The organism is Kitasatospora purpeofusca, assembly GCF_042691725.1.
Classification (GTDB): Bacteria; Actinomycetota; Actinomycetes; order Streptomycetales; family Streptomycetaceae; genus Kitasatospora; species Kitasatospora purpeofusca_B.
In genome coordinates, this window is record NZ_CP170484.1 from 1 (window position 1) to 24,512 (window position 24,512).

30 protein-coding genes and 1 pseudogene are annotated in these 24,512 nt (G+C 71.5%); 8 read left to right on the top strand and 23 right to left on the bottom strand.

Features of this window, described 5'->3' with window-relative positions:
- Positions 1 to 1,143: 1,143 nt before the first annotated feature.
- The 5 genes from ACFCLZ_RS37965 to tpg (ACFCLZ_RS37985) all read right to left on the bottom strand — a co-directional run bounded on the left by ACFCLZ_RS37965 (position 1,144) and on the right by tpg (ACFCLZ_RS37985) (position 3,984).
- Positions 1,144 to 1,617: a helix-turn-helix domain-containing protein gene (locus ACFCLZ_RS37965; protein WP_350794563.1), complete on the bottom strand. Its 474-nt coding sequence runs from the start codon at positions 1,615 to 1,617 to the stop codon at positions 1,144 to 1,146.
- Complete coding sequence (locus ACFCLZ_RS37970) at positions 1,614 to 2,327, bottom strand: hypothetical protein (RefSeq protein WP_380286492.1); 714 nt, start codon at positions 2,325 to 2,327, stop codon at positions 1,614 to 1,616. The genes ACFCLZ_RS37965 and ACFCLZ_RS37970 overlap by 4 nt, the downstream gene beginning before the upstream one ends.
- Before the next feature lie 329 nt (positions 2,328 to 2,656).
- On the bottom strand, positions 2,657 to 2,854 hold the full coding sequence (locus ACFCLZ_RS37975) for a hypothetical protein (RefSeq protein ID WP_380286493.1): 198 nt from the start codon (positions 2,852 to 2,854) through the stop codon (positions 2,657 to 2,659).
- A 6-nt stretch (positions 2,855 to 2,860) separates the two neighbouring features.
- Positions 2,861 to 3,325 (bottom strand): hypothetical protein, encoded by a 465-nt coding sequence (locus tag ACFCLZ_RS37980; RefSeq protein ID WP_380286494.1) that lies wholly within the window; start codon positions 3,323 to 3,325, stop codon positions 2,861 to 2,863.
- A gap of 38 nt (positions 3,326 to 3,363) precedes the next feature.
- The gene (gene tpg / locus ACFCLZ_RS37985; RefSeq protein WP_380286495.1) at positions 3,364 to 3,984 is read right to left on the bottom strand and encodes a telomere-protecting terminal protein Tpg; all 621 of its coding nucleotides are present in this window, start codon (positions 3,982 to 3,984) and stop codon (positions 3,364 to 3,366) included.
- Positions 3,985 to 4,107: 123 nt separating this feature from the next.
- Here tpg (ACFCLZ_RS37985) and ACFCLZ_RS37990 point away from each other — a divergent pair, with 123 nt between their 5' ends.
- A complete protein-coding gene (locus ACFCLZ_RS37990) occupies positions 4,108 to 4,428 on the top strand; it encodes a hypothetical protein (RefSeq protein WP_380286496.1) in 321 nt (106 codons plus the stop codon).
- An 82-nt stretch (positions 4,429 to 4,510) separates the two neighbouring features.
- A complete protein-coding gene (locus ACFCLZ_RS37995; RefSeq protein WP_380286497.1) occupies positions 4,511 to 5,404 on the top strand; it encodes a PIN domain-containing protein in 894 nt (297 codons plus the stop codon).
- Between the two features lie 131 nt (positions 5,405 to 5,535).
- Here the strand turns inward: ACFCLZ_RS37995 and ACFCLZ_RS38000 are convergent, their stop codons facing one another.
- The 6 genes from ACFCLZ_RS38000 to ACFCLZ_RS38025 form a co-directional block, all read right to left on the bottom strand.
- Entirely contained in the window at positions 5,536 to 6,030 is a 495-nt protein-coding gene (locus tag ACFCLZ_RS38000; RefSeq protein WP_380286498.1) for a hypothetical protein, read from the bottom strand.
- Between the two features lie 148 nt (positions 6,031 to 6,178).
- Positions 6,179 to 6,622 carry a hypothetical protein gene (locus ACFCLZ_RS38005; RefSeq protein ID WP_380286499.1) on the bottom strand — a complete coding sequence of 148 codons (444 nt, stop codon included), beginning with the start codon at positions 6,620 to 6,622 and terminating at the stop codon, positions 6,179 to 6,181.
- 11 nt (positions 6,623 to 6,633) lie between these two features.
- The gene (locus ACFCLZ_RS38010; protein WP_380286500.1) at positions 6,634 to 6,990 is read right to left on the bottom strand and encodes a hypothetical protein; all 357 of its coding nucleotides are present in this window, start codon (positions 6,988 to 6,990) and stop codon (positions 6,634 to 6,636) included.
- 7 nt (positions 6,991 to 6,997) lie between these two features.
- Positions 6,998 to 7,555: a telomere-protecting terminal protein Tpg gene (tpg, locus tag ACFCLZ_RS38015; RefSeq protein WP_380286501.1), complete on the bottom strand. Its 558-nt coding sequence runs from the start codon at positions 7,553 to 7,555 to the stop codon at positions 6,998 to 7,000.
- A gap of 9 nt (positions 7,556 to 7,564) precedes the next feature.
- The gene (gene tap / locus ACFCLZ_RS38020; RefSeq protein WP_380286502.1) at positions 7,565 to 9,826 is read right to left on the bottom strand and encodes a telomere-associated protein Tap; all 2,262 of its coding nucleotides are present in this window, start codon (positions 9,824 to 9,826) and stop codon (positions 7,565 to 7,567) included.
- A 96-nt stretch (positions 9,827 to 9,922) separates the two neighbouring features.
- A complete protein-coding gene (locus ACFCLZ_RS38025; protein ID WP_380286503.1) occupies positions 9,923 to 10,858 on the bottom strand; it encodes an endonuclease domain-containing protein in 936 nt (311 codons plus the stop codon).
- A 171-nt stretch (positions 10,859 to 11,029) separates the two neighbouring features.
- Here ACFCLZ_RS38025 and ACFCLZ_RS38030 point away from each other — a divergent pair, with 171 nt between their 5' ends.
- Positions 11,030 to 11,302, top strand: a complete 273-nt coding sequence (locus tag ACFCLZ_RS38030; RefSeq protein ID WP_380286504.1) for a hypothetical protein — start codon at positions 11,030 to 11,032, stop codon at positions 11,300 to 11,302.
- A gap of 75 nt (positions 11,303 to 11,377) precedes the next feature.
- Here the strand turns inward: ACFCLZ_RS38030 and ACFCLZ_RS38035 are convergent, their stop codons facing one another.
- Both ACFCLZ_RS38035 and ACFCLZ_RS38040 read right to left on the bottom strand, forming a co-directional pair.
- Positions 11,378 to 13,036: a hypothetical protein gene (locus ACFCLZ_RS38035; protein ID WP_380286505.1), complete on the bottom strand. Its 1,659-nt coding sequence runs from the start codon at positions 13,034 to 13,036 to the stop codon at positions 11,378 to 11,380.
- A gap of 195 nt (positions 13,037 to 13,231) precedes the next feature.
- Positions 13,232 to 14,167: a hypothetical protein gene (locus ACFCLZ_RS38040; RefSeq protein WP_380286506.1), complete on the bottom strand. Its 936-nt coding sequence runs from the start codon at positions 14,165 to 14,167 to the stop codon at positions 13,232 to 13,234.
- A 279-nt stretch (positions 14,168 to 14,446) separates the two neighbouring features.
- Here ACFCLZ_RS38040 and ACFCLZ_RS38045 point away from each other — a divergent pair, with 279 nt between their 5' ends.
- Entirely contained in the window at positions 14,447 to 14,863 is a 417-nt protein-coding gene (locus tag ACFCLZ_RS38045) for a hypothetical protein (protein WP_380286507.1), read from the top strand.
- 257 nt (positions 14,864 to 15,120) lie between these two features.
- Positions 15,121 to 15,336, top strand: coding sequence for a hypothetical protein (locus tag ACFCLZ_RS38050; protein ID WP_380286508.1), 216 nt, complete (start codon positions 15,121 to 15,123; stop codon positions 15,334 to 15,336).
- A gap of 64 nt (positions 15,337 to 15,400) precedes the next feature.
- Here ACFCLZ_RS38050 and ACFCLZ_RS38055 read toward each other — a convergent pair whose 3' ends face one another.
- From ACFCLZ_RS38055 to ACFCLZ_RS38070, 4 genes are all read right to left on the bottom strand, one after another.
- Positions 15,401 to 15,616, bottom strand: a complete 216-nt coding sequence (locus tag ACFCLZ_RS38055) for a hypothetical protein (RefSeq protein WP_380286509.1) — start codon at positions 15,614 to 15,616, stop codon at positions 15,401 to 15,403.
- A gap of 183 nt (positions 15,617 to 15,799) precedes the next feature.
- Complete coding sequence (locus ACFCLZ_RS38060) at positions 15,800 to 15,991, bottom strand: hypothetical protein (RefSeq protein ID WP_380286510.1); 192 nt, start codon at positions 15,989 to 15,991, stop codon at positions 15,800 to 15,802.
- 48 nt (positions 15,992 to 16,039) lie between these two features.
- Positions 16,040 to 16,576 carry a hypothetical protein gene (locus ACFCLZ_RS38065; protein WP_380286511.1) on the bottom strand — a complete coding sequence of 179 codons (537 nt, stop codon included), beginning with the start codon at positions 16,574 to 16,576 and terminating at the stop codon, positions 16,040 to 16,042.
- Entirely contained in the window at positions 16,573 to 17,184 is a 612-nt protein-coding gene (locus ACFCLZ_RS38070) for an RNA polymerase sigma factor (protein WP_380286512.1), read from the bottom strand. The genes ACFCLZ_RS38065 and ACFCLZ_RS38070 overlap by 4 nt, the downstream gene beginning before the upstream one ends.
- A 603-nt stretch (positions 17,185 to 17,787) precedes the next feature.
- Between ACFCLZ_RS38070 and ACFCLZ_RS38075 the strand changes: the two genes are divergently transcribed.
- Positions 17,788 to 18,483 (top strand): HNH endonuclease family protein, encoded by a 696-nt coding sequence (locus ACFCLZ_RS38075; protein WP_380286513.1) that lies wholly within the window; start codon positions 17,788 to 17,790, stop codon positions 18,481 to 18,483.
- A gap of 127 nt (positions 18,484 to 18,610) precedes the next feature.
- Here the strand turns inward: ACFCLZ_RS38075 and ACFCLZ_RS38080 are convergent, their stop codons facing one another.
- A complete protein-coding gene (locus ACFCLZ_RS38080) occupies positions 18,611 to 19,339 on the bottom strand; it encodes a hypothetical protein (RefSeq protein WP_380286514.1) in 729 nt (242 codons plus the stop codon).
- Entirely contained in the window at positions 19,336 to 19,971 is a 636-nt protein-coding gene (locus ACFCLZ_RS38085) for a hypothetical protein (RefSeq protein ID WP_380286515.1), read from the bottom strand. Before ACFCLZ_RS38085 ends, ACFCLZ_RS38080 begins: the two co-directional genes overlap by 4 nt.
- A gap of 182 nt (positions 19,972 to 20,153) precedes the next feature.
- On the opposite strand from ACFCLZ_RS38085, the pseudogene ACFCLZ_RS38090 reads away from it, so the two are divergent.
- Positions 20,154 to 20,570: pseudogene (locus ACFCLZ_RS38090) on the top strand (Ku protein); the annotation flags it as partial.
- Positions 20,571 to 20,640: 70 nt separating this feature from the next.
- Entirely contained in the window at positions 20,641 to 21,144 is a 504-nt protein-coding gene (locus ACFCLZ_RS38095) for an Imm21 family immunity protein (protein WP_380286516.1), read from the top strand.
- 555 nt (positions 21,145 to 21,699) lie between these two features.
- On the opposite strand, the gene ACFCLZ_RS38100 is transcribed toward ACFCLZ_RS38095, so the two are convergent.
- From ACFCLZ_RS38100 to ACFCLZ_RS38115, 4 genes are read right to left on the bottom strand one after another with little or no spacing between them, the layout of a single operon-like run.
- The gene (locus ACFCLZ_RS38100) at positions 21,700 to 22,173 is read right to left on the bottom strand and encodes a protease inhibitor I42 family protein (protein WP_380286517.1); all 474 of its coding nucleotides are present in this window, start codon (positions 22,171 to 22,173) and stop codon (positions 21,700 to 21,702) included.
- A complete protein-coding gene (locus tag ACFCLZ_RS38105) occupies positions 22,170 to 22,559 on the bottom strand; it encodes a hypothetical protein (RefSeq protein ID WP_380286518.1) in 390 nt (129 codons plus the stop codon). Before ACFCLZ_RS38105 ends, ACFCLZ_RS38100 begins: the two co-directional genes overlap by 4 nt.
- 8 nt (positions 22,560 to 22,567) lie before the next feature.
- Positions 22,568 to 24,130, bottom strand: a complete 1,563-nt coding sequence (locus ACFCLZ_RS38110) for a peptidoglycan-binding protein (protein ID WP_380286519.1) — start codon at positions 24,128 to 24,130, stop codon at positions 22,568 to 22,570.
- 2 nt (positions 24,131 to 24,132) lie between these two features.
- Positions 24,133 to 24,321 (bottom strand): hypothetical protein, encoded by a 189-nt coding sequence (locus tag ACFCLZ_RS38115; protein ID WP_380286520.1) that lies wholly within the window; start codon positions 24,319 to 24,321, stop codon positions 24,133 to 24,135.
- Between the last annotated feature and the right edge of the window lie 191 nt (positions 24,322 to 24,512).

Genomic DNA, 24,512 nt, shown 5'->3' on the forward strand with positions numbered 1-24,512 from the left:
CGCGGACCGGCGGCAAGCCGCCGGGCAGAGAACGCCTTCGCTTCGCTTCGGCGGAATTCCCGCGCAAGCGTGGAATTGAATTCCGCAAGCGGAATTTAGGGGCGGGGAAAACCCGCTTCGCCGGGTTTCCAGGATTCTCGCAAGCGGGAATCCGATGGCTGACTGGGAGGGGTGAGTGCATCACGTGCGGCATTGTGTAGGCCCAGGAATCCCATGCCACCTCCGGCCTTTCACGCTCCGTGACCTCACGGCGGGTCAAGGCCGGCACCCCCTGTCGAGCCTAGTGGACTCCGCTTCGCTCCGCCCATCCTGAACGCCCGACACCATCCACCCCGAAACCGACACCATGAGAGAAGCATACCACCGGAAGTGCGGGTTCACGCCCGAATAGCATCGCGCATCACTCCGGAGTGGGAACCTTGGACAAGCCTAGTGCATCATGATGATGCGCTGTGTAGATTCAGGACTCGCAAGCCGCCCCCACTGAGGATAGGGATTCGGGCGGTTTGCTCCAGACAGCGAATCCGGATGGTGGTAGGCGGGGAGGTGGAGAAAATGGCTGGTGGAACGAAGTCTGATATTCAATGGGTCACCGTCGAAATGTTGGGCCGGTGCGCCGGGCTGCACTTCCGTCGGCGTGTGCGCGGTGGCCAGCGCCCGTGCCGGATCCGGCGGGGGCGGGGTCCGGAGGAGCCCCTGCCGGGGCTTCCGCGCGGCTGGAAGCCAGGCACGTCCGGCGGCAGGGCATTCCTCCCGCAGTCCGGCCGGGCGCAGCGAAGCGGGCGCGGCACTGCCGGATCGGCCCGGAGGGCCGATGTTGTGGCAAGCGCCGCAGCCCCGTGGCGCTGGCCCGCGACACCTTAGAGGGGGGAGATGCTGCATTTGCGCTGGTCAGCGTAGGTGTCGGTTCAATGATCTGTCCCCTGAGTCGGGACAGATCGCCTTCAGTGTGTCCCGACTGGGGGTGCAGATCGCCCGGGAAATGTCGGTGTGACTGACAGTAATTGCGTCAAAAGGTCGGCCTGGCTGACATTTTGACGTAGGGTGCGGTGCTTCAGCGGTGATCGGGCGGGTGCCGGCCCGGGCATACAGCGAGGCCCCGCCGACCGGTGGATCCGGTGGGCGGGGCCTCGGGCTGGGCTGCTAGCCGACGGCGTGAAGGGTGCCGCGACGCTTGGCCGCGGCGGCCTTCTTGGCGGCCGCCTGGGCCGCGCGCTTCTTGCGCTGCTGGGCGAGCTGGTCTTGGTAATTGGCAACGGCGCGGTGGTAGGAGGCGACGAAGTCCGGGGCGTCCAACCGGTCCTCCTTCGGCATCGCCGCGACGGCCGCGACGGCGTCCTCCAGGGCGTTGTACCCGGCCAGCATCGCGTTGATCTGGTAGATGCCGTTGCGGACCTTCTTGACGAGCTTGGCCAGCTCCAGGGTGCGCAGCGCGGCGTTGGCGCTGGGCCGGCTGAGGCCGAGGAGTTCGCCGACGCTGGCTTGGTCGATGTCGATGCGGCCGCCGGCCTCGCTGAGGGCGCGGAGCTTGAGGAGGGCGCGGTAGGCGGCCGGGGGGAGGTCGAGGTCGGCCAGGAGGCCGTCGGCGTTGACTGCGGCGAATCGGAGTTGGCTCACTGCAGCATTCCTTCCTCTTGGCGGGCCTCGCGTTCGAGGCGGCGCTTGGCGCGCTGCTCCGAGCGATTCTTGCGCAGGTCCTCGATGGCCTTGCGCATGTGCTCGAGCGATGGGTACCGCACCAGCTCCGGCAGGGTCGCGTCCTTGCGGATGGTGGTGAGGGTCTCGTGCTGCTCCACGCGAATGTACTCGGGCTTGCCGCCGGCGGTCTCGGTTCCTGGGATGAACTCGGCCGCCCGGTAGGAGAAGGGTGGGTTGAACTGGTAGACGCCACGCTTCACCTTGAAGGCGATGCCATGGCCCATGATCTCTTGCAAGGCCTCGGTGGCCTTCGTGCGGGAGACGTCGAGGACGGTGGCCATCTCCTCCTGGGTGAGGTGGATGCGGCCGCCGGCGCGTTGGCAGGCGATCAGCAGCAGGATCAGGCGCAGCGGCAGGGCTTCGCGGAAGTACTGCGCGATCAGGAAGAAGAACTCCAGCGAGTCCATGGCGAAGGCATTGGGGCGGTCCGGGGTGCCGTAGAACTCCAGCTGGTTGCGTTCGCCGTCGAGGGTGAGCTTCCGGCCGGGGTAGCGGCGGGCGACTTCGTCCAGGTCCTTCACGGGGGCCAGGGGCCTGCTCCACGCCTGGATGGCGTCGTCGGCCGGTGGCAGCGGTCGCGTTGCGCGCTTGGCGGTCGGCGGCCGGCCCTCCTTGGGCTCGGGGGCCACGTGCTGCTCCTCTCCTGGTTGATCGCGTGCGGCAGCAGTATGTCAGTCGGGCTGACAGATACGTCGGTATGGCCGACGTTTCGCGCGTGTTGTGTCCCCCCTGGGGGACACAACATCTCGTTGTCGTCCGGCCCGTGGGTGGGTGCGGCCCGTGTACATCGTTCCCCTGGAGGGGAAAGCCGCAGGTCAAGGCGGTAGGCACTGGCACGCGGGTAGCACTGGGGGGTACCGGTTCGTTCTGCTCCGGCAGAACGAACCGCAGGTCGCGTACATCGTTCCCCATGAGGGGAAAGCCACAGGTCAGCGTGGATGCGCCGCCCACGTCGCTATCACGGGGTTGATCGGTTCGTTCTCCGCAGCGGAGAACGAACCGAGTGCGCGGATGGCGGGTTCGGCATGGCGCCCGACGCCGTCCACGAGGTCCTCGTCGGCCTGGCCGGGGTGAGGTCGTAGAGCCGGCCTTCGCCGATCAGGCGGAGCACCTGGTCGCGGCGCTCGGTTCCGGGCGCGATGGCGTCGTTGTTCATGGGCGGTCAGCCCCTGGCCTGGCGGTAGGAGTCCCAGCGGTCGCGTTCGAGGAGCAGCGAGAGGTCGAAGGCGGCCTGGGCCTGGGCACGGTGGTCGGCGCCGGAGCAGGACTGCGGGCAGCCCGGGAGGCCGTCGGTGGTGGGGCAGGGGTAGAGCCAGGCGGCCCGCTCGCGGAGCATCGTGGGCAGTTCGGAGTGGACGTGGGTGTGGGGGTTGGCGTAGCAGCTGCGGCGGTCGGTGTAGGCGGTGGCGAGCCAGGCCTCGATCGCCAGGTAGTCCTCGGTGGTGCGGACGCCCGGGATGCGGTCGGCGAGGCGGTCGAGGACCATCTCGTCGGCCTGGGTCGGGTCCAGGGTGGCGTTCAGGGCGCCGTGGCGGTGGTGGTGCTGGAGGTGGTGGAAGCGCTGGTGCAGTTGCTCGTCCAGGTCGTGGTCGTGGTGGCTGTGCCCGCAGTGGTGGTGCTGGGTCATGGTGTGGTCCTTGGTGTCGGTGCTGGTCGCGGGCGGGGTCAGAAGGACATGTCGATGTACTCGATGTCCCGGAGGTGGACCTTGAGGTTGGCGGTGCGGTTGCCTTCGTTGCGGAAGTAGGCGTCGGCGAGGGCTTCGCCGACCATGTCGGTGAGCTGGTCGTCGGTGGCGCCGGCTTCGCGGGCGGCGATGATGGCGGCAGCGTGGGTGCCGGAGATGCGCTGGGTGAGCAGGCGTGGGCGCGGGGAGTCGCTGGTGCCGGCTCCGGCGTCGAAGCCGAACACCGCGCGGGTGCTGATCGTGAATCCGGTGCTGGCCGCGCGCTGCCGGGCCTCGGCCCGCACGTCCTGCTGCCAGTGCTCGCAGGTCTCGTCCTCCAGCGCCTCCCGGGCGGCCGCACGCGGCCGGGTGACGGTCCCGGCGCGGTAGCGCTGCACGGTGCGCTGGGAGACGCCCAGGCGGGCCGCCAGGGCCTTCGTGCCGCCCGTCAGCTTCCCGAGCAGGAACCCGACCCGACCCTGAGTGGAAGCCGGGATCAGCTCGGTGAACTGGGCGCGCTCGGCGCGCTCCAGGCCGTCCGCGATCGTTCCGCGCTTCTCCCGCCCACCGGCGGTTTCGGAGCTTATGCCGTCTATGTCTTCGTTTATGTCGTCTAGCACCCGAGCAGCATGAAGCGGTCCGCCTGTGGACAGAGTTCCGCAATTCCGAGCACAAACAGTCCTGAACCAGGGCAACTTGGAATGTTCCGGCGCAGCGGGGCGAGGTCCGGGGAGAATCCCGGTGTGATCGCTATCGCGCTGTACGCGCCGGAGAACCAGGACGTCGTCGAGCCGGGTCGGTGCGCCGTGCCGTGGGGTGTGTGCCCGGACCACGGGGGCACCCTGCGCTCGAACGTCGACCGCGGCAGCTGGTGTACGGACCCGGTGTGCTTCAACGCCTGGCCGTATGACCGCCTTGACGCGCCGTGCCCGGAGCCGGCTGCCCACACCGTCCGGGCCGACGATGGCTCCACCGTCTACGGCGTGTGCCACGGCCACGCCATCGCCGCCCGCGCGCAGATCGTCGGGGGCCAGGTCCTGCCCGACGCACCGGCGGCTGGTTGAGCACCCACGCGCCGGGTTACCGGAATCCGGCCGGCGTGGAAACGGCGGGCCCGGTGTCGGCGGGGTGGGACATCATCAGGGGATGTCACGCACCAAGCCCCTCCCGCCCTCCTACAGCGAGCTCCTCCTGGAGCAGCTGGACGCGATCGAGCAGGACTTCGTCGCCGTCCTCGAAGCCTCGGCGATCAACTACGTCAACCCGAACACGGAGGACAGCTACGTGTTCATCGTCGGTGCCGCCGACTGGGGATGGGCGCCGAGCCCGCCGGAGCTGGAGAGCCGGCGGATGGAACTGCTCGGGCGGGTGCGGGACTGGGGCCCGCGATTCCGGCTGCTGTTCCCCCATCCGACGCCGGAGGCCGCCAAGAAGCTCGAGGACGGCCTCGCGCACCTGGAGCGCTGGCTGCTCCGCCCTGGGGGGAACGACCACTCCGTGCCCCGGCACATCGCCCAGGCCGTCGGCCTGCTGCGGACGACCGTCGCGGAGCTGCGCGGCCTGACCGCTCTGCTGCCGGCCGACCCCTGGCCGGTGCGGCTGGTGGTGGACACGAACGCGCTGATCGACGATCCGGACCTGGCGGCGTACACCGGGCAGGCCGGGCCGCGGTACATGGCGCACCTGCTGCCGGTCGTGCTGCGGGAGCTCGACGACCACAAGCGCGGCGGCCGGACCCCCGAGCTGAGGGAGGCGGCGAAGAAGGCCGACCGGCGGCTCAAGGGGCTGCGCAGCAACGGCGGCGACGTGACGCGCGGGGTCCGCGTCGCAGGCGATGTCCACGCCGTCTTCGAGCACATCGAGCCGAAGTCCGACGCGCTGCCGGCCTGGCTGGACCTGGACGTCCCCGACGACCGGTTCGTGGCCTCCACCTTGCTGCTGCAGTCCCGCCACCCCGGCTCCGCCTGGTACGTCGTCACGAGCGACATCAACCTGCAGACCAAGCTCGCCGCGGTCTCCCTGCCGTTCATCGAACCCTGAGAGCCGGGTTCCCCCACCGGCTCCTGCGGGTCGGCCCGGCACCAGCTGGTGCGCGGGAAGGGGGCAGAATGCACTGTGGGCCTGTTCCCGACAGCTCCAATGCCGGGAACAGGCCCTTCTCGGTGGTGGTCTCAGGAGGATGTGGCCGGCTCCCGGCGGGCCTTGCCGTAGCGCTCCCAGGCGGCCTGCTTGGAGATGCCGAGGGCTTCACCGATCTCGGCCCAGGAGTTGTCCAGGAAGCTCGCTCGCAGGGCCGCGTCGCGGGCCTGGCGGGCGAAGTAGCCCCCGGACAGCCGGATGGCGGCCAGGGCGGCCATCGGTTTGTCGGCTTCGATCAGCGCGTCCAGCTGGCGGCCGACGGAACGGATCTGGTCGGCAAGGGCATACGGCACCGCGGTGTCCGCCAGGTCGGCGATGTGCTCGGTCTCCCACTGCTTCTCGGCGTCGATCTCCGCCTGGTCCGCCGCTTCGCCGGACGCGTCGAGGTACGGGTGGATGATGTCGCTGTTCCAGCCGCACTGGCAGCCGGCGGCGATGCCGGTGACGTGCGGGTGCTCGGGATCGGATTCGTCCACGTCGGTGAGGTAGGTGAATCCGTGGCCGGCATAGAGCTGATGGGCCGTCATGGCCGTAAAGATTTCATTACGGCGGCGCGAGAGTCAAGCCGAGTCGTAATGGAACCATTACAGCCGCCCGGGCTTCGGCCGGGTCCCGGACACGCCGTGGGCCCGTTCCCGGCAGCTCCAATGCCGGGAACGGGCCCACGTGCTTCTCCTACCGGCCGCGCGGTTCCATGCCGTCGGCCATGTCGTGCAGGTGGTGGACCGCGTCGTCCCAGCCCTGGCCGTACCAGTACGGGCCGGTCAGCGCGGTCGGCTGGTGCGGGACGGCCGCCAGCTGTACGGCGGCCTGCCTCCACGACGCGGCGACCACCGCCCGCATCCGGTCGAACTCGGCGACCAGGGCGGCCAGCTCCTCGGCGGGCGGCAGGTCGGCCTCGCCGCCGGCGGCCAGGGCGCGGCGCAGTCCGTGCGCGGCGAGACCGGCCAGGCGCTTGGTGTCCCCGTCGGCGTCGGCCGGGACGGTCGGCGATCCGGCGGCGGCCCGGACTTCGTCGGCGTAGGCGTCCAGGGCCTCGCGAAGTTCCTGCGGGGACCAGACGGTCATGTTGCCGCGGTCGGTGCGGACCATCGCTTCGAGGCGCTCTCGGGCGTTCACCGCGGCCCCGTTCAGGCCGTCGGGGCGGCGGCCCACGGGTCCGGGACGGGCGTGGCGGCGATCCACCCGGTGGGCGTCTCGTACGCCATCTGCGAGGTGACGTGGCAGACGCTCGGCGTCTGGTCGCCGTCGAGCAGCACCTTCAGCCGCTGCCCGGCGGTGTCCACGATGGTGCCCGCGCGGCCGTCGTGGCGGATGCGGCCGCCGAGGTCGACCCGGATGCCGAGGCGGCTCTCCAGCGCATAGTAGGTGCGGATGTGCTCGAGGTCGGCGGCCTGGCGCTCGTCGGGCCGCCGGCGGGCGGTCGCGAGGTGCACGCTGTTGATGTCGGTGCCGGGGACGGTGTGGTGCATGGTGGCTTTCTCCATCCTGGGGTCAGTAGGAAACGTCGATCGCCTGGATTCCGGTGAATTCGACTTCCAGGTTTTCGGCGCGTGATCCGCCGTTCTGGAAATAGATTTCCTGGAATCCTTCGGCCATGATGTCGCGCATCCTTTGGTCGCTGGCGCCTTCGTCCTGGGCGGCGAAGAGGCGGTCGGCCCACTCCGGGGGCAGGTGGACGGTCAGGTGCCGAAGCCTCGGCTCGTCGGTGGTGCCGACCGGGGCGGTGTAGCCGAAGTACGCCCACACCTCCACGGTGATGCCGGTCCTGGTGGCGGCCTTCTTGCGGGCCTGGCGGCGGATGCCGGGCTGCCAGACCCTCTTCAGCTCGCGCAGCAGGGCCTCGCGCAGCGCGGCGCGCGGGTGCTTGCGCTCGCCCTTGAGGTAGCGGCGCACGGTGTTCGGGTCGACGCCCAGGCGGTCCGCAACGGCCTTCTTGTCGCCCTTGGCGGCCTTGACCAGGGCCCGCATCTGGGCCTGCGCGGACTTCGGCAATGCCTGGGTGAAGTGCTCGGGCGCGGCCCGGTCGATGGCGTCGGTGATCTCCTCCACGGGCTGCTCCTACTTCCCGTCGACGGCGTTGGCGTCGTAGCCCTTGATGTGGCGGGCCGGGTTGACGGGCTGGTCGCGCTCGAGCCAGTCGACGACGGTCAGCATCTGCTGCACGCCCTCGACCTTGGACAGGCCCGGGGTGGCGCCGAGGCGGAACGTGCCGGGCAGCACCCGGCCGGCGCCGGTGAGCGGCAGGAAGTCCAGCGGCGAGGCACCCGGGGAGGCGTAGACGACGCAGTCGTTGTTGACGCCGAGCGGGTAGCGGCCGTTCGCCTTCGCCACGTTGGCCATCTTGCGGTGCATGTTCACCCGGGCCTTGGCGATGACCGCGGCCCGGATGTCCGGGCGCCAGGTCGGCCGCTCCAGCGCCGACCACGGCTCGCCGGACCTGTAGGTCAGGCCCTGCGGGCGCTCGCGCAGCTTGCCGATCCCGAACTTCACCGTCGACTTCACCGCGGACAGCACCATGGCGATCTGGTGGTGACGCCACACGGCCGAGGAAAGCTGGTCGTCGCCCAGCTCCGCCAGGTGCCCCAGACCCTCGGCGGCCAGCGCGGTGCGCAGCGCGCCGAGGTCGGTGCCCGCGCTTTTGAGGAGGCGGTGGGCGGTCATCGCGGCGAGGAACTGGCGCTCGTCGGCGTCCTTGTCGGTGGGGATGCCGGCCTCGGCCATCGTGGTCACGTAGGCCTCGCGGAGCCGGTCGTGCCACGGGTCCAGGTACGCGCCGGCCTTCTCCCGCAGGTAGGCCTCGATCGGCTGGACGTCGTGACCGAGCTCGACCGCGTACGCCACCGTGGCGGTGGTGTACCAGGCCGGGCCCTCGGGGGGCTTGCCGGTCGGGGTGAACGGGGAGGGCAGGCGCGGGTCGGTCGGGACGTGGGAGAGGTCGACGAACCAGGAGCCGGGCGTCTTCTTGTCGAACACCGGGTTGGTCACGTGGACCGGGCCGGACAGGCCGACGGAGAGCCGGGAGGCGGCGGCGAGGTAGGCGGTGTTGATGTCGATGCCCACCGCGAACGGCTCCACCATCTCCGCCTCGGAGAGCGTCTCCACCGGCCGGATCCACTGGTACGACTCCTCGTCCAGGAACCCGCCCTCCCAGCCCTGCGCGGCCGGGTGCTCCGTCAGTACCTCCGGCGGCGCCGCCTCGTAGACCTCGGTCAGCGCGCCCGGGTTCGGCGCGGACACCCACCCGCCCGTCGCCTCGTCGCGCACCGCCCTCGTCGGCGGGCGCAGCGCGGTCATCAGCTCCAGGCCGCAGGTCGCGGTGGAACCGCGCGGGGTGATGACCCGCTGGGCGTAGATCCCGAGGACGCGGGCCAGGTCCGGGGCCGGCAGGTCCGCGGCCGCGCCCCAGGCCCGGGTGTCCAGGGCCCGCCACGGCAGGATCGCGAGCTGCACGCACTGCCGGCGGCCGTCCTTGACCGGCCGGTAGATCCGTGCCCACGGGCCGAAGCCGCGGCGGGTGAGCTGCCACTTCGAGCGGGCCAGCGCCTTGACCACCTTGTGGTCCTCCGGCAGCCGCTGCGAGCGCCGGGTCGCCGGGTCGTCGTCCAATGTGGCCGGCAGACCGAACTTCTCGGCCGCTTCGGCGGTGAGCACGACCAGCGGGTCGCCGTCCCGGCCGTTGCGGTGCAACCGGGCGGTGCCCAGGCCGGACTCGGTGAGCGCCCAGGTCACCAGCTGCGCCAGCGTGGTCGCCGGGCACTCCAACAGCAGGCCGCCGACTCCGTAGGCGGTGCCGTCACCGTCCAGCACCACCAGCGGCCCGTTCGGGAACTGCCCGTCGAAGTACGGCGCCGGCCGCGCCGCGCGGCGCAGCACCGGCCCGCCCACACGCGCCGCGGCGGGCCGGGCCGCCGGGACGGACGGCGCCTGCGGGGCATCCCCGGCGGTCTCCACCACCGCGTCGGCCGCCGGCTCCGGCGCGCTCTCCACCGGCGCCGGGACGGGCGCCGGCGCGAACGCGGCCGGCACCTGGTCGACCGTCGAGGAGGCCGGGGCGCTCTCCGGGGCCGGGTACTTCGCCGCCCAGCCCTCCAGCAGCCTGACGTACGCCTCCAGCCGCGGCGGCTTCGGAGCCGAACGGCCGTTCTCGTAGTTCTTCACCGTCTGCACCGTCGACTGCAGCACCTTCGCCAGCTGCGCCTGGGTCACCCCGGCAGCCTCCCGAAGCCGCGCACGCTCGGCCGGCTCCGGCAACTGCGGCCCGGGCTCCTCCCCGGCCAGCAGCGCGTCCACCGCCGCGAACAACTCGTCCTGCGTGGGCATGAAGCCTCACCTCCAGGACCAACCTAACACACCATTAGCCATATTCGTTAACTAAGGCGGTTGACCCTTTCATTTAACCCTTGTTGATTCTTATTTTCAGATTGTAGTCTGTCGCTCCTTCCAGTGCGTCAGTAGGGCGCGCCAGTGCCAGCGGGCCCGGGAGAACACCGCCCACCGCGCGTCCGGCAGGTCGCCGGCGAGGTCCTCCAGCGCGATCCGCACCGCCAGGTCCAGCCAGCCGGCCGCGTACGTGTCCCCGATCAGCTCCAGCAGCCCGTCCCGGTCACGCGGCAGCCTCACCCGCGAGCTGAAGTAGGCGGCGCGGATCTCCGCGCCCGTCAGCGGCCTGCTCAGCAGCACGGGGACGACCAGGTCGACGTAGTCCCGGCACTTCGACTCGAAGGCGCTGGCGTCCCTGGGAGCGGCCGCCATCAGCTCCTTCTGCGCCCGGATCGCCCCCTCGGTCCGGAAGTGGCGCACGAACCCGCGCGGCTGCGGGGAGTTCACCCCGTCGTCCGGCTCCCGCGCCAGCCGGATCCACAGCTGCGGCGGCACCCGCTCCCACTCCATCAGCCGCGCCACGTGCCGCAGCGCCTCCTCCTCGTCGACCAGCGGCCCGATCTTCGTCCACGGCGTCGCACGGCTCAGGGCAAAGCCGGTGACCGGCGTCCAGTACACGTACGGCAGCACCAGCAGGGCATGGACCGCACGCAGCCGGGCTGCGTACTCGCGCCCCGGGATTCCCAGGTAGGCCAGATCGGTGCGATCGACCCGACCGCTCAGCCGCTCTCCGCGCTCCAGCGCCTGGTGCAGGTCGTGCGCCATGGTCTGGAAGACCCCGGTGGCCGGCAGGCGCAGCGCCGCCTCCAACGACCCGAGCCGGGAGTTGCAGCGCCGGCACAGCGCTCCCCGCACCTCGTGCGAGACGTGGTCGTGATCGACCAGCACCGACGGCCTCGTGCACAGCGCGCACCGCGGGCGCTCGGCCAGAAACGCCGCCTTCGCCTCCGACGACATCCGCCGGTAGTCCATACCCACCTCCAGCAACGGGGACCTGTCCCGCCGTCACGGTCGCAGGCGCAGCCGACAGCACGTCCACCGTTCGGCCGCCGCGACACGCCGAATGCCACGACCGGGCCGATCTGTCACGGCAGATTCCTACGCTCGGCCGCAGACGGACTCCAACGTCTGGAGGAGAAGAAGATGAACGACACGATCACCGAAGACCGGGTCCACTGCCCGGCCTGCGGCTCGGACGACGCCAACCGGCGCCCCGAGCCCGACGGCCGCCGTACCCACGACTGCCCCCGGTGCACGCGCTCCTTCGAGCCGCGCCGTTGCCCGAAGTGCGGCGGCGCCCGGATCGACGGCTCGATCGCCGTATCCGGTGCGCCGTACAAGACGCCGCCGGCAACGGTCGGCTGCTGGGACTGCGGGGCCGAGATGCCGGCGCTGCGCGACCCGTACGGCGGCTGACCGGCCACCAGCACGAAGATCGGCCGGGCTCGTGCACCCATGGTGCCCGGGCCCGGCCCGTTCTGCCTCCTGCGGCTACTGGTCCGCCAGGGCTCCCGCACCATCGGGATCGGACTGCGCCTGCGCGTGGATGGCCAGGGCGTCAAGAGCATCGGCGGTGCTGGTCACCAGGCGGACGAACTGCTCGTCGGGCCTGAGGGTGTGGAGATCGGCCCGGGTGAGGGCCGCGGTCCAGTTGCTGGAACGCGGGTGGGCCACACCGGTCGACCGCAGCCCCTGGAGCAGGCGCAGCGGGCCGACGAGCATGTCCGTGTCGCCGCCGGTGTGCTTCACCCAGCCGTCGATGCAGTTGATGGTCGCCGCTGCGGGGTCAGCGCCCGGCAGCGCACGGAGCGCCCTGGTGTCGAGGTAGTCGATGACGCCCTTGGCGAGGGTGAGGATCTGGTTGTCGGCTTCGCTCTGCTCGCTGCTGGTGGGCAGATGCAGGCCCTCGAAGGCGATCCGGTCGGCCGCGTTCCAGGCCCGGTAGACCGGTTGGCCGGCGAGGGCTGAGAGCGCCGTGCTGAACCTCTCCCGGGCCTGCGCCAGGCGCCACAGCGGATCCGTGGTCGGGGTCCACTGGCCCAGAATCTCCCGGCGGTGGCGGTCCTCGTCGACTCCGCCGCGGGGCGCCACGTTGAAGCTGAGCCAGTGGGCGCGTTCGGCGCTCGGCAGGTCGCGGCCGAGGTCGCCGAGGAAGGCCTCGACCAGGCCCTCGCCGTTGCGGCCGATCGAGATGCCCCACAGGCCCAGACACGACAGCCGGCTGGGGCTCACCTGGTAGCGGGAGGGCTCGGAGGTGTAGCGGCGCAGCACCTCGCGCCGGAAGAAGACGCGGGTCAGATAGTGGGGGGTGCCGAGGTCGGTGAAGTAGTCGCTGAGCCGGTCCGGGTCGCAGGTGAAGGTGACGGGCAGGCCGGTGCCGGGGTCGGTGCCGATGGTGAACTCGGGGTACGACTCGGTGGTGGGGTACGGGTAGCCGAGGTCGGCCGGCTTCGCGTCGATCGGCAGGACCAGGTGCTTGCCGCACAGGCGAACGAAGGCGGGGGAGCCCTCGTGGCCACTGTGGAACTCGAAGATGCTCACCTCCGTACGGTCGGCCGCCTTGATCCTCGGGGAAGGTGCGGAGTCGAGGTGGGTGACCCGGTCGTACTGGACGACGAGGAAGCGCTCGCGGACGGCCAGGTAGCGGCGCAGCGGCAGCGCGGCGACCTCGATGCGCAGGTCGGTGTCGCTGCGGCTGATGCGGACGAGTTCCTCGTCGCGGCCGGCGTCGTCGAGGTGGTACCAGCTGCCGTCGGGACGCGGAACGGCGCTGAAGTACCACAGGAACGAGTGGGCGAACTCGATGGTGGGCTCGATGCCGGGCTGCTGGTGGCGCCGGCGGTGGACGAAGAACTCGGCTCGCTCGAAGGTGTCGGTCAGGCCGTCGTCGAACACGACGCGGTCACCGAACTGGGAGACGCCTGCCTTACCGATGCCGCCGTGGATCCACGAGAACTTGGACAGGGCGTGCTCGCGGCCGACGAAACTCGTCAGGTAGCTGCTGATCCCGACGTCCCGCTTGCCGTTCGTGACCTCCTGGAGGACCGTCACCCAGCCGATGGGGACAGGATCGATACCCGCGAGGTAGAGCTCGGGCCGCGCGTCCTCGGGCAGGCCGTCACCGCTACCGCTGCTGTACGTAAGCGCCATCCGGTGAGTGTAGGACCAGCCGCTGACAGCCTCCACGACGTTCCTGGCAACCGAATCCTCCCGGGCTTCGGCGTGGCAGTGCACGGCCCCGGCTGGCCTGAGACTGCCAGGACGGGCGAGCCACGACGACCAGAGACAACCCCTCCGGGCCTGGACGCCACTGCGGCGGCCAGGCCCGTTCTTCCTAGACATCCTCTACGGCGACACCGACCACACCGCCGTACCAGCGGGCACCGGCTTCGGGGCGCAGCGCCGGGAGCAGTACTGCGGAGGGAAGTCAGTCAGTCGGAAGGGCAGCAGCGGTCTGGTCCCGCAGGTGGGGCAGGCGTCGGTGGCCTGCCGGACACGTTCGGCCTCGGCCTGGGCGACATTTCGCAGGCGCAGGCCCTCGCGGTCGATGGCGTGGCGCAGCCGCATCTCCAGGGTGTCGTCCCAGCTCCACTCGGCGACGTGGTCCGGGTCGTCGAAGCCCGAGCCGATGAGCGTCTTGATCACCGTTTCGGATCCGGCGTGGGCGACGGCGGCCTTCACCAAGCGGTCGGCACCGTGCCCGCCGCCGCAGCGTTCCGGCTCGTAGTCGGCGTCCTGCACCGTGGTGGTGGCCAGCCGGTGGGCCATGTGGACCAGTTCGGGAAGGCTGCGCCGGCGCAGGTGCTCACCGCACCAGACGACATCTTCTCCGACCGGCATGCTGAGGCAGGTCGGCTGACGGCAGCACTCGTCGATCCGTTCCTGGGTGAGGCACAGGTCGAAGCGTCGTTCCCCGGCGACCACCAGCGCCCGGTGGTCCGGATCCGCGCTCTCCACCCGGCATCGGGTGCCGAGACCGGTTTGGGCGAGCAGGCCGGCCAGCTCCAGAACGGTGCCGTGCGGCACGTCGACGCCGAGCAGCTCGGAGAAGAACGACTTCGGCGGTTCCCAGCCCGGCTCGCCCCCGGCGTCGCAGTCCAGGAACCAGGCCGGGACGGTCACCGGGGCGGACGTGCACTCCGCCAGCAGCTCCCCCAGCGAGAAGGGCTGGCCGGTCTGCGGGCGCCGGACGGCGTCCTCACGGGCGAGCGGGGTGTAGCGGCGGCCGGTCAGCTGCTGGAGGGCGCGAACGGTCTGCTTACGCTTGCGGTCCTGCGTCATGACACGAAGTCCTCCCGCAGCACGCCCACGCCCGCGCCGCAGCAAGGCGGTCAGGACTGACAAACCGAAGTGCCGCGCGAGTCCGGGACCCTTGTCCAGTGCCGGGGCGTGGGTAGGTTCCGGCCGGGAATCTGGCAGGCGCGCCTGCCGCGGGCACAACATAGCGCATCCGGGCGCGCCGACGCGGACCCGCTGACCGGAACGCGGCGACGTCCTCCAGGCTTCAGGTCTCGCTTCTCGGATCTGGGCAACGGCCCAGGTGGCTGCCAGGATGAGCCGATGGACGACGAAGCAGCCCCAGGCCGGGCCGACCAGGTCCGCCTCTACCTCGACACCCTGCAGGCCCGCATGGACCCCGACCAGTTCCGGGTCCTCGGTCAGCTCCTCACCGGTACCATCGCCAGCCTCGCCTCACCCACCGGCGACGGCCGCATCGACATCGACGACGACGACCAGGTCCACCTCACCCGCAACGTGAAGCAGGAGCTCCTCGCCATCCTGAGCATCGTCGTCACCGGCACGATGGAGCAGCACATCGTCGACCTCGGCAACGGATCCATGACCGTGATGGACTCCGAGGCCGCCGCCGACCCGGACGCGGTCCAACAAATGCGCGACTGGGCAGCCCAGGAGCGCCGCGAACGTGAGCACACCGACGCCGTCCTGCACGGCATCGCCGAGGCCTCCGCAGACTGACCAGGACCGTCTCGAAGTGGTGGAGTCCCGCCCCCCGGGGGCGGCTGCCATCCGCTGAGCGCACCGGAATTGCAGGACCAAGAGCATCCACGTGATCCAGCCGACCACCTGATGCCGGCGTCGTACCGGGCGGCTCGATATCGGTGGGGCGATGCTCCGTCAGCATGTGCCGTAGAATGCCCATGTGCGCGGGGGCGTATTAAGGAAAAAATATGGATACGGCACCCATTCATTGTTCGGCCTGTGGTTCGGCCGATGTGCGCAAGCTCCGCGAGGCGGAGGGACGCCGCACCCACATCTGCTTCCGCTGTGACAGCACCTTCGCGCCCTACTACTGCCCGCGCTGCGGCTCGGGCCGGGTCGACGGCTCCGCCGGGATGTCCGGCGCCCGGTTCCGGACGCCGCGCACCACCGTCCGCTGCTGGGACTGCGAGGCGACCATCCCCGCCCCGAAGCACCCCCGGGGCAACTGACCGGCCCCGGCGCGGTGAGGCCCGGCGCCGGTTCCGGCGCCGGGCCTCACCGCGCTGTGCTGGTCTACTCGGCGTCGGCGATCGACAGGTCCGGGCCCGAGCCGCAGCAGGTCCCGGTCTTCGGGGGCTCGCGGTGGCGCAGCGCGCGGACGGCGGTGATGGTGTTCGTCGTGCCGGTGGCGGTGAGGCCGAGGTTGCGGGCGAGGGCGGCGAGGTAGTCGGCCTGGGGGCCGGCAGGGTCGGTGAGGGCTTCAGTGAGGAACTGGAGTACGGGCGTCATCGCGCCCTCCTTCGGGAGAGGAGTCGTCCTTCACCCCTTCGAGGCGCGCGGAGTCCACTGGACCGGACTCGGGCGCGGGGAACGTTTACGGCCTGGGGCTCTCCCCAGGCTTGGGCACGTGAATTCGGCGGTGATAATGCCCGGCTGGTCCGGCACGCCACCGTGCCGGACCAGCCGGCGGTGTCAGCTCAGGCCGGCGTACTCCTCGAGGCGGTCGGCCAGGCGGCGGTCGGGGCAGGAGACCAGGCCGTCGGTGTCGTCGCCGGTGTGCATCACCAGCCGGTCGACCTCGCGGGCCAGCGCGCCGACGGGGGCGGCGGCCGCGGTGGTGCGGGCGTCCATGGCGATGGGGGCGGTGCGGAAGTAGTCGGGCATCTCGGGTACCGCGGGGACGGGGACGCCGGGGGCGAGGCCCTCGGTGGCCTAGACGGACTGCTCGAACCAGAGCCGGGCCTCGCGGATCTCCCCGCGGCCGAGGTGGTGGAGGTACAGGCACCAGGCGGAGGTGCGGTCGCGGGCGCCGGCGCCGATCTTCCACCAGAACTCCGCGCTGACCGGGTGCCCGGCCAGGTAGAGGACGCAGCCGAAGAGGCGGAAGCCCTCGATCTCCTGGGTGATGTCCTCGACCCGGCCCCGATGGCGCGGGCGCCGGCGCCCGGAGCCTGCGGCGGCCGGCTGTTCGACCAGGTCCGCGAGGTCGGCGAGCGCGGCCAGGTCGGCGATCCGGGCGAGCGGCGTGGTGCTGAGCTCGGTGGCGACCACCGCCTCCAGGCACTGCCGGGCCTGCTGCTGCTCGGCCCACCAGCCCGGCGGCGGCTGCTGGCCGCGGCGGATCCGGGCGACGTCGGCGGAGATGCGGCGCAGCTCGGCGGGGACGTCGAAGGTGTCGTCCGGCTCGGTGGTGCCGGCGGGTTCGGCGGGGGTGGGGATGAGGTCGTCGAGGAGGTGTTCGGGGTTCATCGGTCGGCTCCTTCGCGGCGGGGCCCGGGGACGGCGGCGGTGCGGCGCAGGACGTGGCGCTCGGTCAGCAGGCGTTCGAGGCCGGTGAGCGCGCGGCGGTAGTGGTAGTCGACGGTGCGGGGGTGGATGCCGAGGACCTGGGCGGTGTACTCGGCGGTGTAGCCCATGGTCTTGCGCAGGATGAAGACGTCGCACTGGCGGGCCGGCAGGTCGGCGAGCGCGGCGTAGAGGCCGGCGCCTCCTTCGACGCGGGCGAGGGCCTGGTGCATCTGGTCGAGCTTGCGGCGGGCCGCTCGCAGGCGGGCGGCGAGTACGTTCTCCCGCCGCAGCCGGTGCACCCGGTACATGACGGCGCCGGTGAGGACGTCCCAGGTGTGTGACTCGAAGTCGGGCGCGGCGAGGACCTGGTTCCAGTGGAGGGCGAGGTGGGTGAAGACCTCGCGGACCACTTCGTCGCCGACCGCCTGGTCACCGAGCATCTCGGCGGCGTAGCTGCGGAAGCTCCTGTTCTTGACGAGGAAGTAGGCCTCGAAGTCGAGCGGGAGGTCGACGGGCTCGTCGTGCACAGCGGGGCCTATCCCGTTGCCGGTGAAGGTGTCGTCGTTCATCGGGCCGCTCCTGCCGGGGAGGGCGCCGCGGCGTCCGCGGCGCCGGGTGCCGGTCGTCGGCGGTCGCGGGTGCGGACAGGCCTCCCGAGGGCGGCGGCCGTGTCACGGTGGGCGTCCATCTGACTCTTTCGGTCGGATACGGCGTCAGGTCCTGCACGCCGGGGACACGTTGTGGCCCACCTCCACACAACCAAATGACCCTGCCCGTTCACGCATACAGCCCACCCCAATCTCACCGTAAGATCACGACTGGTAACCAGTAGTGACAGGTACTCTGGGCGACCCGGTCAACTGCGGCTCCGGGTAGGCCAGTCGGCAATTCCTTTCCGCATTCAACTAGACACCATGCGTAATCAATGTGACTGGTATCACCTGTGCGTGCCCCGACTTCCTGACCGGACCGATCAGCAGAACGGCACCGAACAACTCCACCGGGCCCGAGTTCGCTGTCGCCCCGGCCATCTCCCCCGCCGGCGGACGGACTCGGCCGCGCGGCAGCCGCTCATCCGGGCCGAAGATCCGCTCGTCAACCTCCGGGCCGCGGCATGCCGCCCGCGGGTGACGAACCGCAACCGCCCCACGGCAGGCTGCTAGCCGTAGACCATGATCACCACGAACTGGTGGCGCCGCAGCGCCACCGCGCTGACCGCCACCGCCCTCGCCCTGCTCGCCGTCCCGGCCCAGGCCGCCCCCGTCCAGACCGCCGCGCACCGCGTGCCCGGCGAGACGGTGGCCACCACGTTCTTCGCCGCCATCGACGCGCTCGACGTCGCGGACGAGCGCCGCGAAGGCTACGTCCGCACCGCATACCGACACTGGACCGACGCCGACCGCAACGGCTGCAACGCCCGCAAGGACGTCATCATCAGCGAGGCCGTCAAGGCCCCGGCGGTCGGTCCCGGCTGCACCCTCACCGGCGGCGAATGGTTCTCCCCGTACGACGACGTCGTCGTCACCGACGCCTCTGGCCTGGACGTCGACCACGTCATCCCGCTCGCGGAAAACTGGGACTCCGGCGGCTACAGCTGGACGGCGAAGGAGCGCGAGCAGTACGCCAACGACCTCGCGGACCCCCGCACCCTCATCGCCGTCACCGCCCGCTCGAACCGCAGTAAAGCCGACAAGGACGTCGCCGAGTGGCTTCCGCCGGCCACCGAGTACCGCTGCCGCTACACCGAGGACTGGGTCGCGGTGAAGACCCGCTGGGGCCTTTCCGTCGACCCCGCCGAGCTCGCCGCCCTCCACCGCATCGCCGCCGGCTGCGAAGACGTTCCGATCACCGTCGTCCTCGCACGCTGACCCCGGCCCGCCACCCATGCGCCCGCCCGGCCGCAGCACGGCCGGGCGGGCCCCGACGCCGGCGGTGCACCAGCCGGTCCGCCAGTGTGACGGCCGTCGGCGGACCGGACGGGTTCCCGCTCTGCTGCTACCCGGAGGCGGCGACGACGTCCGGCCGCTCCCCGCCGGCGGCGGTGCCGGGCGCGGCGGTGGCGACGCTGCCGTCCCCGGCGGGCAGCCACAGCCCGGCGGTGCGGGGACGGCGCGCACCGCCGCGCCCGGTCGCGCGGACCTCCGCCCGCCGGCCGGTGAGCTGCCCGAAGCCGTCGCCGAGTCCGCCCCACCGGCTCACGGTCACCTCCAGACGCAGGTGGGCGCCGGGCCAGGGACCGGGAGTGACCAGGACGGTGCCGGTGCGGCGCAGGTGCGCGGCGAGCCGGTCCAGGGCTCGCGGCGGCACGCCGACCGGGGCGGCGGCGAGGACGACAGGGCAGGCGGCGGCGAGCGCGGTGATGACCTCGGCGGCGTGCTCGCCGGGATGGTCGGCGACGACCAGGCGGTGCAGGTCGATGCCATAACCGGCGGCCGCGGCGAGACCGAGGTCGGGCAGGCCGACCGCGGCGGTCCAGGCATGCGGGTCGGCGGTCGCCGGACCGGCGGCGAGCGCGAGCAGCAGCCCCGTGTCGGTGGCCTCGGTGATGGTGCCCTTCGCCAGGCCGCCGTGCGGCAGCAGGCCGGCGAGCGGGTCGAGCACCGGCAGCGTCGCGGCCTGGGCCTCGCGGGCCCGGGCCGCCGGCGACGTCGCCTCCAGCAGGCCGGCCAGCCGTGCCTGGCGCTCGACGCCGTGCCGGATGTCGGTGGCGGCCGGGGCCGTCACGCGCCGCCCGCCCGCTTCGCTGTTGCCTGCGCACCGGTCGGACGGCCGGCCGGGTGCCCGGCCGGCACGGGGTCGGTGCCCTCGGGCAGGGGCTGGAGGACGGCAGGGTCGGCGATCACCCAGGCCGCCTGCCTGTCCTCGCCCCAGCGGGCGTGCGCGATCCACGGCAGACCTGGGCCCGGGCAGCGGCGGGCCGTCACCAGGGTCGAGCGCCACGTCCCTCCAGCGCGCAGCCAGGCCAGGCGCCAGCACCCGTCCGTCCCGTCCGGATCGGGTGCGCCCGCCAGTTCACCCGGCACGGCGACCGCGTCCCGCCACCGGCCGAAGTACGGGGCTGCGGCCGGCGGCGCGGCGGTCGGCTCGGGCAGCGGGCGGATCCGCTCGGAGTCGAACAGGAACCAGCCCCAGCCCTGCCCGCCGGCCGCCGGGCCGTCCTCGGCCCAGCGCACGTGGACCACCCACATGGCGGCGCCGGGCGGGCGCCGCCACACCGTGAGCATCCCCGGCAGCCATGCGCCGCCGATCCGGATCTCCACCAGCCTCCACCGGCGCACATCGCGGTAGTAGCCGGGCAGCGTCATCAGCTCCCGCGGCGCACGCTCGGCATCGCCCGGTGCTGGCTCAGAGCGCACGGGGCGGGAGAAGGGAACGGCTGCGGTCACACCTCCAGATTATCGCTCGAATGTTCGATTGCCTGCTCGGGAGGCCGCTCCGTCGCAGGTCACGCCCCCGTGTGGTGAGGGCGTCCCGATCGCAGAAGGCAGGCGCAGCATGGAAGGGGAGGAGGCGTGCGATGCCGAACGCGATCGCCAAGATGACCGTCAGCTTCTCTCTGGTGTCGATCCCGGTGACCGTCTACGCGGCGACCGGGCTGCACACGGTGCCGCTGCACCTCGTGCACGCCGTCGACGGCGGCAGGATCCGGCAGAAGCGCGTCTGCGAACTGGACGGGGCGGAGGTGCCGTTCGAGGACGTGGCCCGCGGCTACGAGGCCCGGGACGGGCGCATGGTCGTCCTGACCCAGGACGACCTCGCCGACCTCCCGCTCGCCACCACCAAGGAGATCCGGGTCCTGGGCTTCCTCGACGCGGACCGGGTGGATCCGGTGAACTACGACAAGGCCTACTACCTGGGGCCGTCCAGTCCGGCCGGCGCCCGCCCGTACGCGCTGCTGCGCCAGGCCCTGCTGGACGTCGGCCAGGTCGCCGTCGTGCGCACCGCGCTGCGCACCCGCGAGACCTGGCGGTGCTGTGGTCGGGGATGTCACGGTCCCGGTGCGGGGCAGGTGCGATCATCGGCGGATGACACCGAGTTGCTGTGCACTGGTCTGGCTCGACGGGACCGACTTCGCGCGGTACGCCCTCGTCCCGGAAGACCTCCTGCCCGGTTGGACCGGTACGGAGGTCGACGACGTGATCGGCGAGTACGTGGCGGCCGTCCGGCACTCGGGCCGGGACGTCCTCGCGCTCGGCGGCGAGCCCCTACCCGTCACCTGGATCCCCGGGGCCCGCGTGTTCGCGCGCTCGTACTACGCCGAAGACGACTCCGCCCTGCTGTCCGCTCTCGAAGCCGTCGTGGACTCCGACGGGTGGGAGGACGTGCTCGACGTCGAACTCGGCGGCCGGTACGTCCTGACCGACGCCTCCTACAGCGGTGCCCGGATCGCTGATCACATCGGCAACCCGGGCAGGGTCCGGGAACTCGTCCGGGTCGATCTCCCCTTCGGTCGCTACCGTGTCCAGTCCCTGATCGTCGGACCCGTCTCCGAGAACCGATGGATGTTGGAACGCCTGCTGGCACAGTAGGCGAGCTCCGTCTCCAAGAGGGCCGGGACGACACACGGCGGCACCAATCACTCGGCAGCGCGCTTTCCGCCACCGCCCGCATGTGGTGGCGGGAGGCCGACGGTTTGGCTGACCGGGCGCTTCTGCCCGAGGACACCGCTTATGAGGGTGTACAGCTCGGACGGTGGACGCGGGCGCAGCGGGGCGGCCGGGCCGGCCTCGTCGAGGACCAGCAGGATCTGCTCGCGTCGATCGGAATCGAGCTGGTGGCCGCGAGAAGGCCTCCGCCGAGGCGGAGCCGAATGCGTCCCGCGGTGCTCGGTTCGCCCAAGGCGTCGCCGCGCTCCCTGTGCACCCGCGAGACGTCGGCGGTGGTGCGGGGTGCGGGAGGGCACGCTGGTGCTGCACATCCTGCTGTGGCCGGACGAGATCCGCTGCCCCGCGGGCATCGCCCCGGCCGGGGTGGAGCCGGGGGGCGCAAGCTCGTGCTGGCGCTCCCCCTCATGGATGCGATCTCCGAGGACCTGCACCTGGAGAGCGAGGCGCGGTGGCCCCACCCAGGAACGGTCGGGCGGCTCAGCGGACGTCGACGGTGAACTGGCGCTTGGTCTGGTCCGGCCCGCCGGGGAAGGACCCACCGAGTTCGTCACGGTAGGGGACGTGCACGGTGATGGTGGTGCGGCCGGGGTTCTGCGCGCGGAAGGTGAAGTAGTAGTGGCCGCCCGTGCCGAGGTTCCCGGTCGCGCCGAAGCCGAGCAGGTCCGTGAGGCCGGCGTTGCCGACGTATTCGTCGCCGGCGGCGCGGGCGACGGCCGGGTCGGGATCGGGGGCGGCCATGGTCCAGTTGTCGCCCGCTCCCCGGTAGCCGAACACCTCGATCGAGAAGAGCTCACCGGACTTGACCACCAGGTCGCCCGAGGCCTGCGTGAACACCGTGCCGTGGTCGAGCTTGCCGGTGGTCTTCCGGTGGACCGCCACCGCGCCGCCGACGACCACCAGGGCCAGCACCGCGGTTGCCACCAGCAGGATCCGACGCCACCGCCTGCTCATGAGGTTGCCTCGCGGTGGGTGACTCGCAGTGCCAGGAGAGCGGCGACCGCATCGAGCCAGCGGGCGACCAACTGGTCGCCCTGCGGGCCCTGTACGACCATGGAGGCTGCCTCCAGCCAGCCACGGGCCACGGCGGCGGCCGGACCGGGCAGCGGCTCGGGCAGTGCGGCCGCGAAGCGGGCACCGCCGGCACGGACGACCTCGCCCAGGAAGGTCAGGGCGCGCGGCATGACGCCGAGCCGGTCGACGGTGATCGCGGCGGCCACCGCGCCGTCGCCGAACAGCGTGGAGCGGTGCAGTCCCGGGTTCGGCAGGCCGAACCGCAGCAGGATCTCGACGTCCAGCTCCGCCAGCCGGCTGTCGCTCTGGGGTTGTGGGGTGTTCACCTGGGACCTCACTTGGGCAGCCGGATGCTCTCGACGTTGGGGAGGCTGGCGTCGGAGGCGCCGCCCATGTGGTTGTTGACGAAATCCGCCTCGCTGACCCAGACGGTGTAGCCCCAGGGGTTGTAGATCTCCAGCTGGTCGCCTCGGTGCCCGATGATCATCATCTGGTGGCCTCCGTCCCCGCGGACCGACACCGGGACCGGCTTGCCCTCGTCGATCACCCGCTCGATCTCGGTCAGCGCGTTCTGGCGCTTGTCCCGGCTGTCGAGATCCACATTGCGGTACTCCGCACCGGTGTGCTTGCCGATCTCGTCGTCGGCGATGTCGTCGGACTCCCAGTTCCACATCCCGCCCTTGCCGAGATGCCACCAGGCGCGGGTGTCGTAGACGCGCCTGGTCTCCTCGCCCCACCGCGCCTTCGCGGCGTCACCGTTGTCGTAGGCCGGGTCGCCGGGGCGGCCGCCGGTGGTGAGCTGGAAGGCGAACAGCGGGTCGACCATCGCCCGGGCGGTCACCGTCGACGCTGCCACGCAGGTCGGGTACTGGCCCTGGCTCCAGTTGACACCCTGGTAGCCCGTCGGCGCCTTCTGGTCGGACGTCGCGTCGAGCTGCACCGGGGAGATCCGCTCGCCGAGCCATCCGGGGGTGTCGGCATGCTCGTGGATCAGGTCGTCGAACCTTTTGACCTCGTCGTAGCTGTGCCCGGCGGCCAACGCCTTCATCAGGTAGGCGCGTTCCTCCGGGGACTTGCAGCCGGCCAGCAGCTGGTCGAAGCGGACCCTGTCGGCCTCGCTCATCTTGTCCATGGCCTGGCCGGCACGGGTGACGTCGTTGGCCGTGAGGATGCCGCCGTGCACCTGGTTGCCGTCGAGAGCGGCATCGACGAGGACCAGCTTGTCCGCGGCGCCCAGGCCCTTGTTCTTGAACTTGCCGGCCAACGCCTTGCTCGCCAGCGCGTTCAGCTCGCGGACGGCGGCCCGACCTGCGGTCTCGGCCTTCACCGCGGCATCGAAGATCGACTTGATGCCCTCCTGCGCCCGCGCCTTGGCGGTGTGCATCTTGTCGTCGTCCCAGTGGAACGGGTCCGGCGCGCCCGCGACGGTGATCTCGTGCAGCAGCGCCAGCGCCTCGGCGAGCGGTGCGTGGCCCTGGCCGTGCAGGGCCTGCGCCTCGCTCAGGGCTCCGGCCAGCGCCGTGAGCTGGCTCCCGCCCTTGCGGAGCATGTCGCGGCAGCGAGTCAGGTCGTCGGCGGAGGCCTTGACGACTTCGGCCGCCTTCTCGCCGACCTGCCCGGTCCAGGCATTCGGCAGGCTCTCGGAGGCGACCTTCTCCACCTTCATCTGGACCTGGTCCAACTGGCTGCCCGCCGTGTTGTAGGCCGCAGCGAGTTCGCCGAGCTTGACCGGATCGCCCTGCGGGGCGGGCAGCCGCAGGGCATCGTGGACCGCGTACTTGAGGTCGCCGGCGCCCCACATGCCATGGGACTCGTCAATGACCTTCTTCAGCTTCTCGGCCTGCTGGCGCTGGCTGTCCGCCAGCAGACTGGCCAGGCTCGCACTGTGGTCCGCCACGGTCAGGCCCCCTGCTGGTACTGCTGCCGCACACCGTGGTCCGCGGAGGAGTAGTTGGCCGCCGTGGTGTGCACCTTCCCCCCGAGGTCCGAGAGCGCGTCGATATTCACCTGGAGCTCGTCCTGCCAGGCCTGCCAGAACGCCTTCGCCGCGTCACCCGCGTACTCACCGAAAACTGCAGGGTCCGACATGTTCAACCGGTCCAAGACCGCTTTGACGCCGCCCACGTCCGTACCGGCCGCGATCAGCCGATCGCCCGCGTCCCCCAACTTCGCCGGGTCCGCACTGAACCCCGTCCCCGCCCCACCGATCCCCATGGCCCCACTCCCCAGCCCCCGAAACGGTCCGTAGACAGCCCGGCAGCATAGCATCGACCAGACCG

Excerpts from the sequence above, each read along its gene's own strand:
- ACFCLZ_RS38055 (WP_380286509.1), bottom strand. The coding sequence starts at position 15,616 with ATGACGCCCGTACTCCAGTTCCTCACTGAAGCCCTCACCGACCCTGCC.
- ACFCLZ_RS38035 (WP_380286505.1), bottom strand. The coding sequence starts at position 13,036 with ATGGCGCTTACGTACAGCAGCGGTAGCGGTGACGGCCTGCCCGAGGAC.
- ACFCLZ_RS38100 (WP_380286517.1), bottom strand. The coding sequence starts at position 22,173 with ATGAGCAGGCGGTGGCGTCGGATCCTGCTGGTGGCAACCGCGGTGCTG.
- ACFCLZ_RS38070 (WP_380286512.1), bottom strand. The coding sequence starts at position 17,184 with ATGAACGACGACACCTTCACCGGCAACGGGATAGGCCCCGCTGTGCAC.
- tap (WP_380286502.1), bottom strand. The coding sequence starts at position 9,826 with ATGCCCACGCAGGACGAGTTGTTCGCGGCGGTGGACGCGCTGCTGGCC.
- ACFCLZ_RS38065 (WP_380286511.1), bottom strand. The coding sequence starts at position 16,576 with ATGAACCCCGAACACCTCCTCGACGACCTCATCCCCACCCCCGCCGAA.
- ACFCLZ_RS38115 (WP_380286520.1), bottom strand. The coding sequence starts at position 24,321 with ATGTCGGACCCTGCAGTTTTCGGTGAGTACGCGGGTGACGCGGCGAAG.
- ACFCLZ_RS38095 (WP_380286516.1), top strand. The coding sequence starts at position 20,641 with ATGACACCGAGTTGCTGTGCACTGGTCTGGCTCGACGGGACCGACTTC.
- ACFCLZ_RS37975 (WP_380286493.1), bottom strand. The coding sequence starts at position 2,854 with ATGAACAACGACGCCATCGCGCCCGGAACCGAGCGCCGCGACCAGGTG.
- ACFCLZ_RS37980 (WP_380286494.1), bottom strand. The coding sequence starts at position 3,325 with ATGACCCAGCACCACCACTGCGGGCACAGCCACCACGACCACGACCTG.
- ACFCLZ_RS38025 (WP_380286503.1), bottom strand. The coding sequence starts at position 10,858 with ATGGACTACCGGCGGATGTCGTCGGAGGCGAAGGCGGCGTTTCTGGCC.
- ACFCLZ_RS38030 (WP_380286504.1), top strand. The coding sequence starts at position 11,030 with ATGAACGACACGATCACCGAAGACCGGGTCCACTGCCCGGCCTGCGGC.
- ACFCLZ_RS38060 (WP_380286510.1), bottom strand. The coding sequence starts at position 15,991 with ATGCCCGACTACTTCCGCACCGCCCCCATCGCCATGGACGCCCGCACC.
- ACFCLZ_RS38040 (WP_380286506.1), bottom strand. The coding sequence starts at position 14,167 with ATGACGCAGGACCGCAAGCGTAAGCAGACCGTTCGCGCCCTCCAGCAG.
- ACFCLZ_RS38010 (WP_380286500.1), bottom strand. The coding sequence starts at position 6,990 with ATGGAGAAAGCCACCATGCACCACACCGTCCCCGGCACCGACATCAAC.
- ACFCLZ_RS38045 (WP_380286507.1), top strand. The coding sequence starts at position 14,447 with ATGGACGACGAAGCAGCCCCAGGCCGGGCCGACCAGGTCCGCCTCTAC.
- ACFCLZ_RS37995 (WP_380286497.1), top strand. The coding sequence starts at position 4,511 with ATGTCACGCACCAAGCCCCTCCCGCCCTCCTACAGCGAGCTCCTCCTG.
- ACFCLZ_RS38000 (WP_380286498.1), bottom strand. The coding sequence starts at position 6,030 with ATGACGGCCCATCAGCTCTATGCCGGCCACGGATTCACCTACCTCACC.
- ACFCLZ_RS38075 (WP_380286513.1), top strand. The coding sequence starts at position 17,788 with ATGATCACCACGAACTGGTGGCGCCGCAGCGCCACCGCGCTGACCGCC.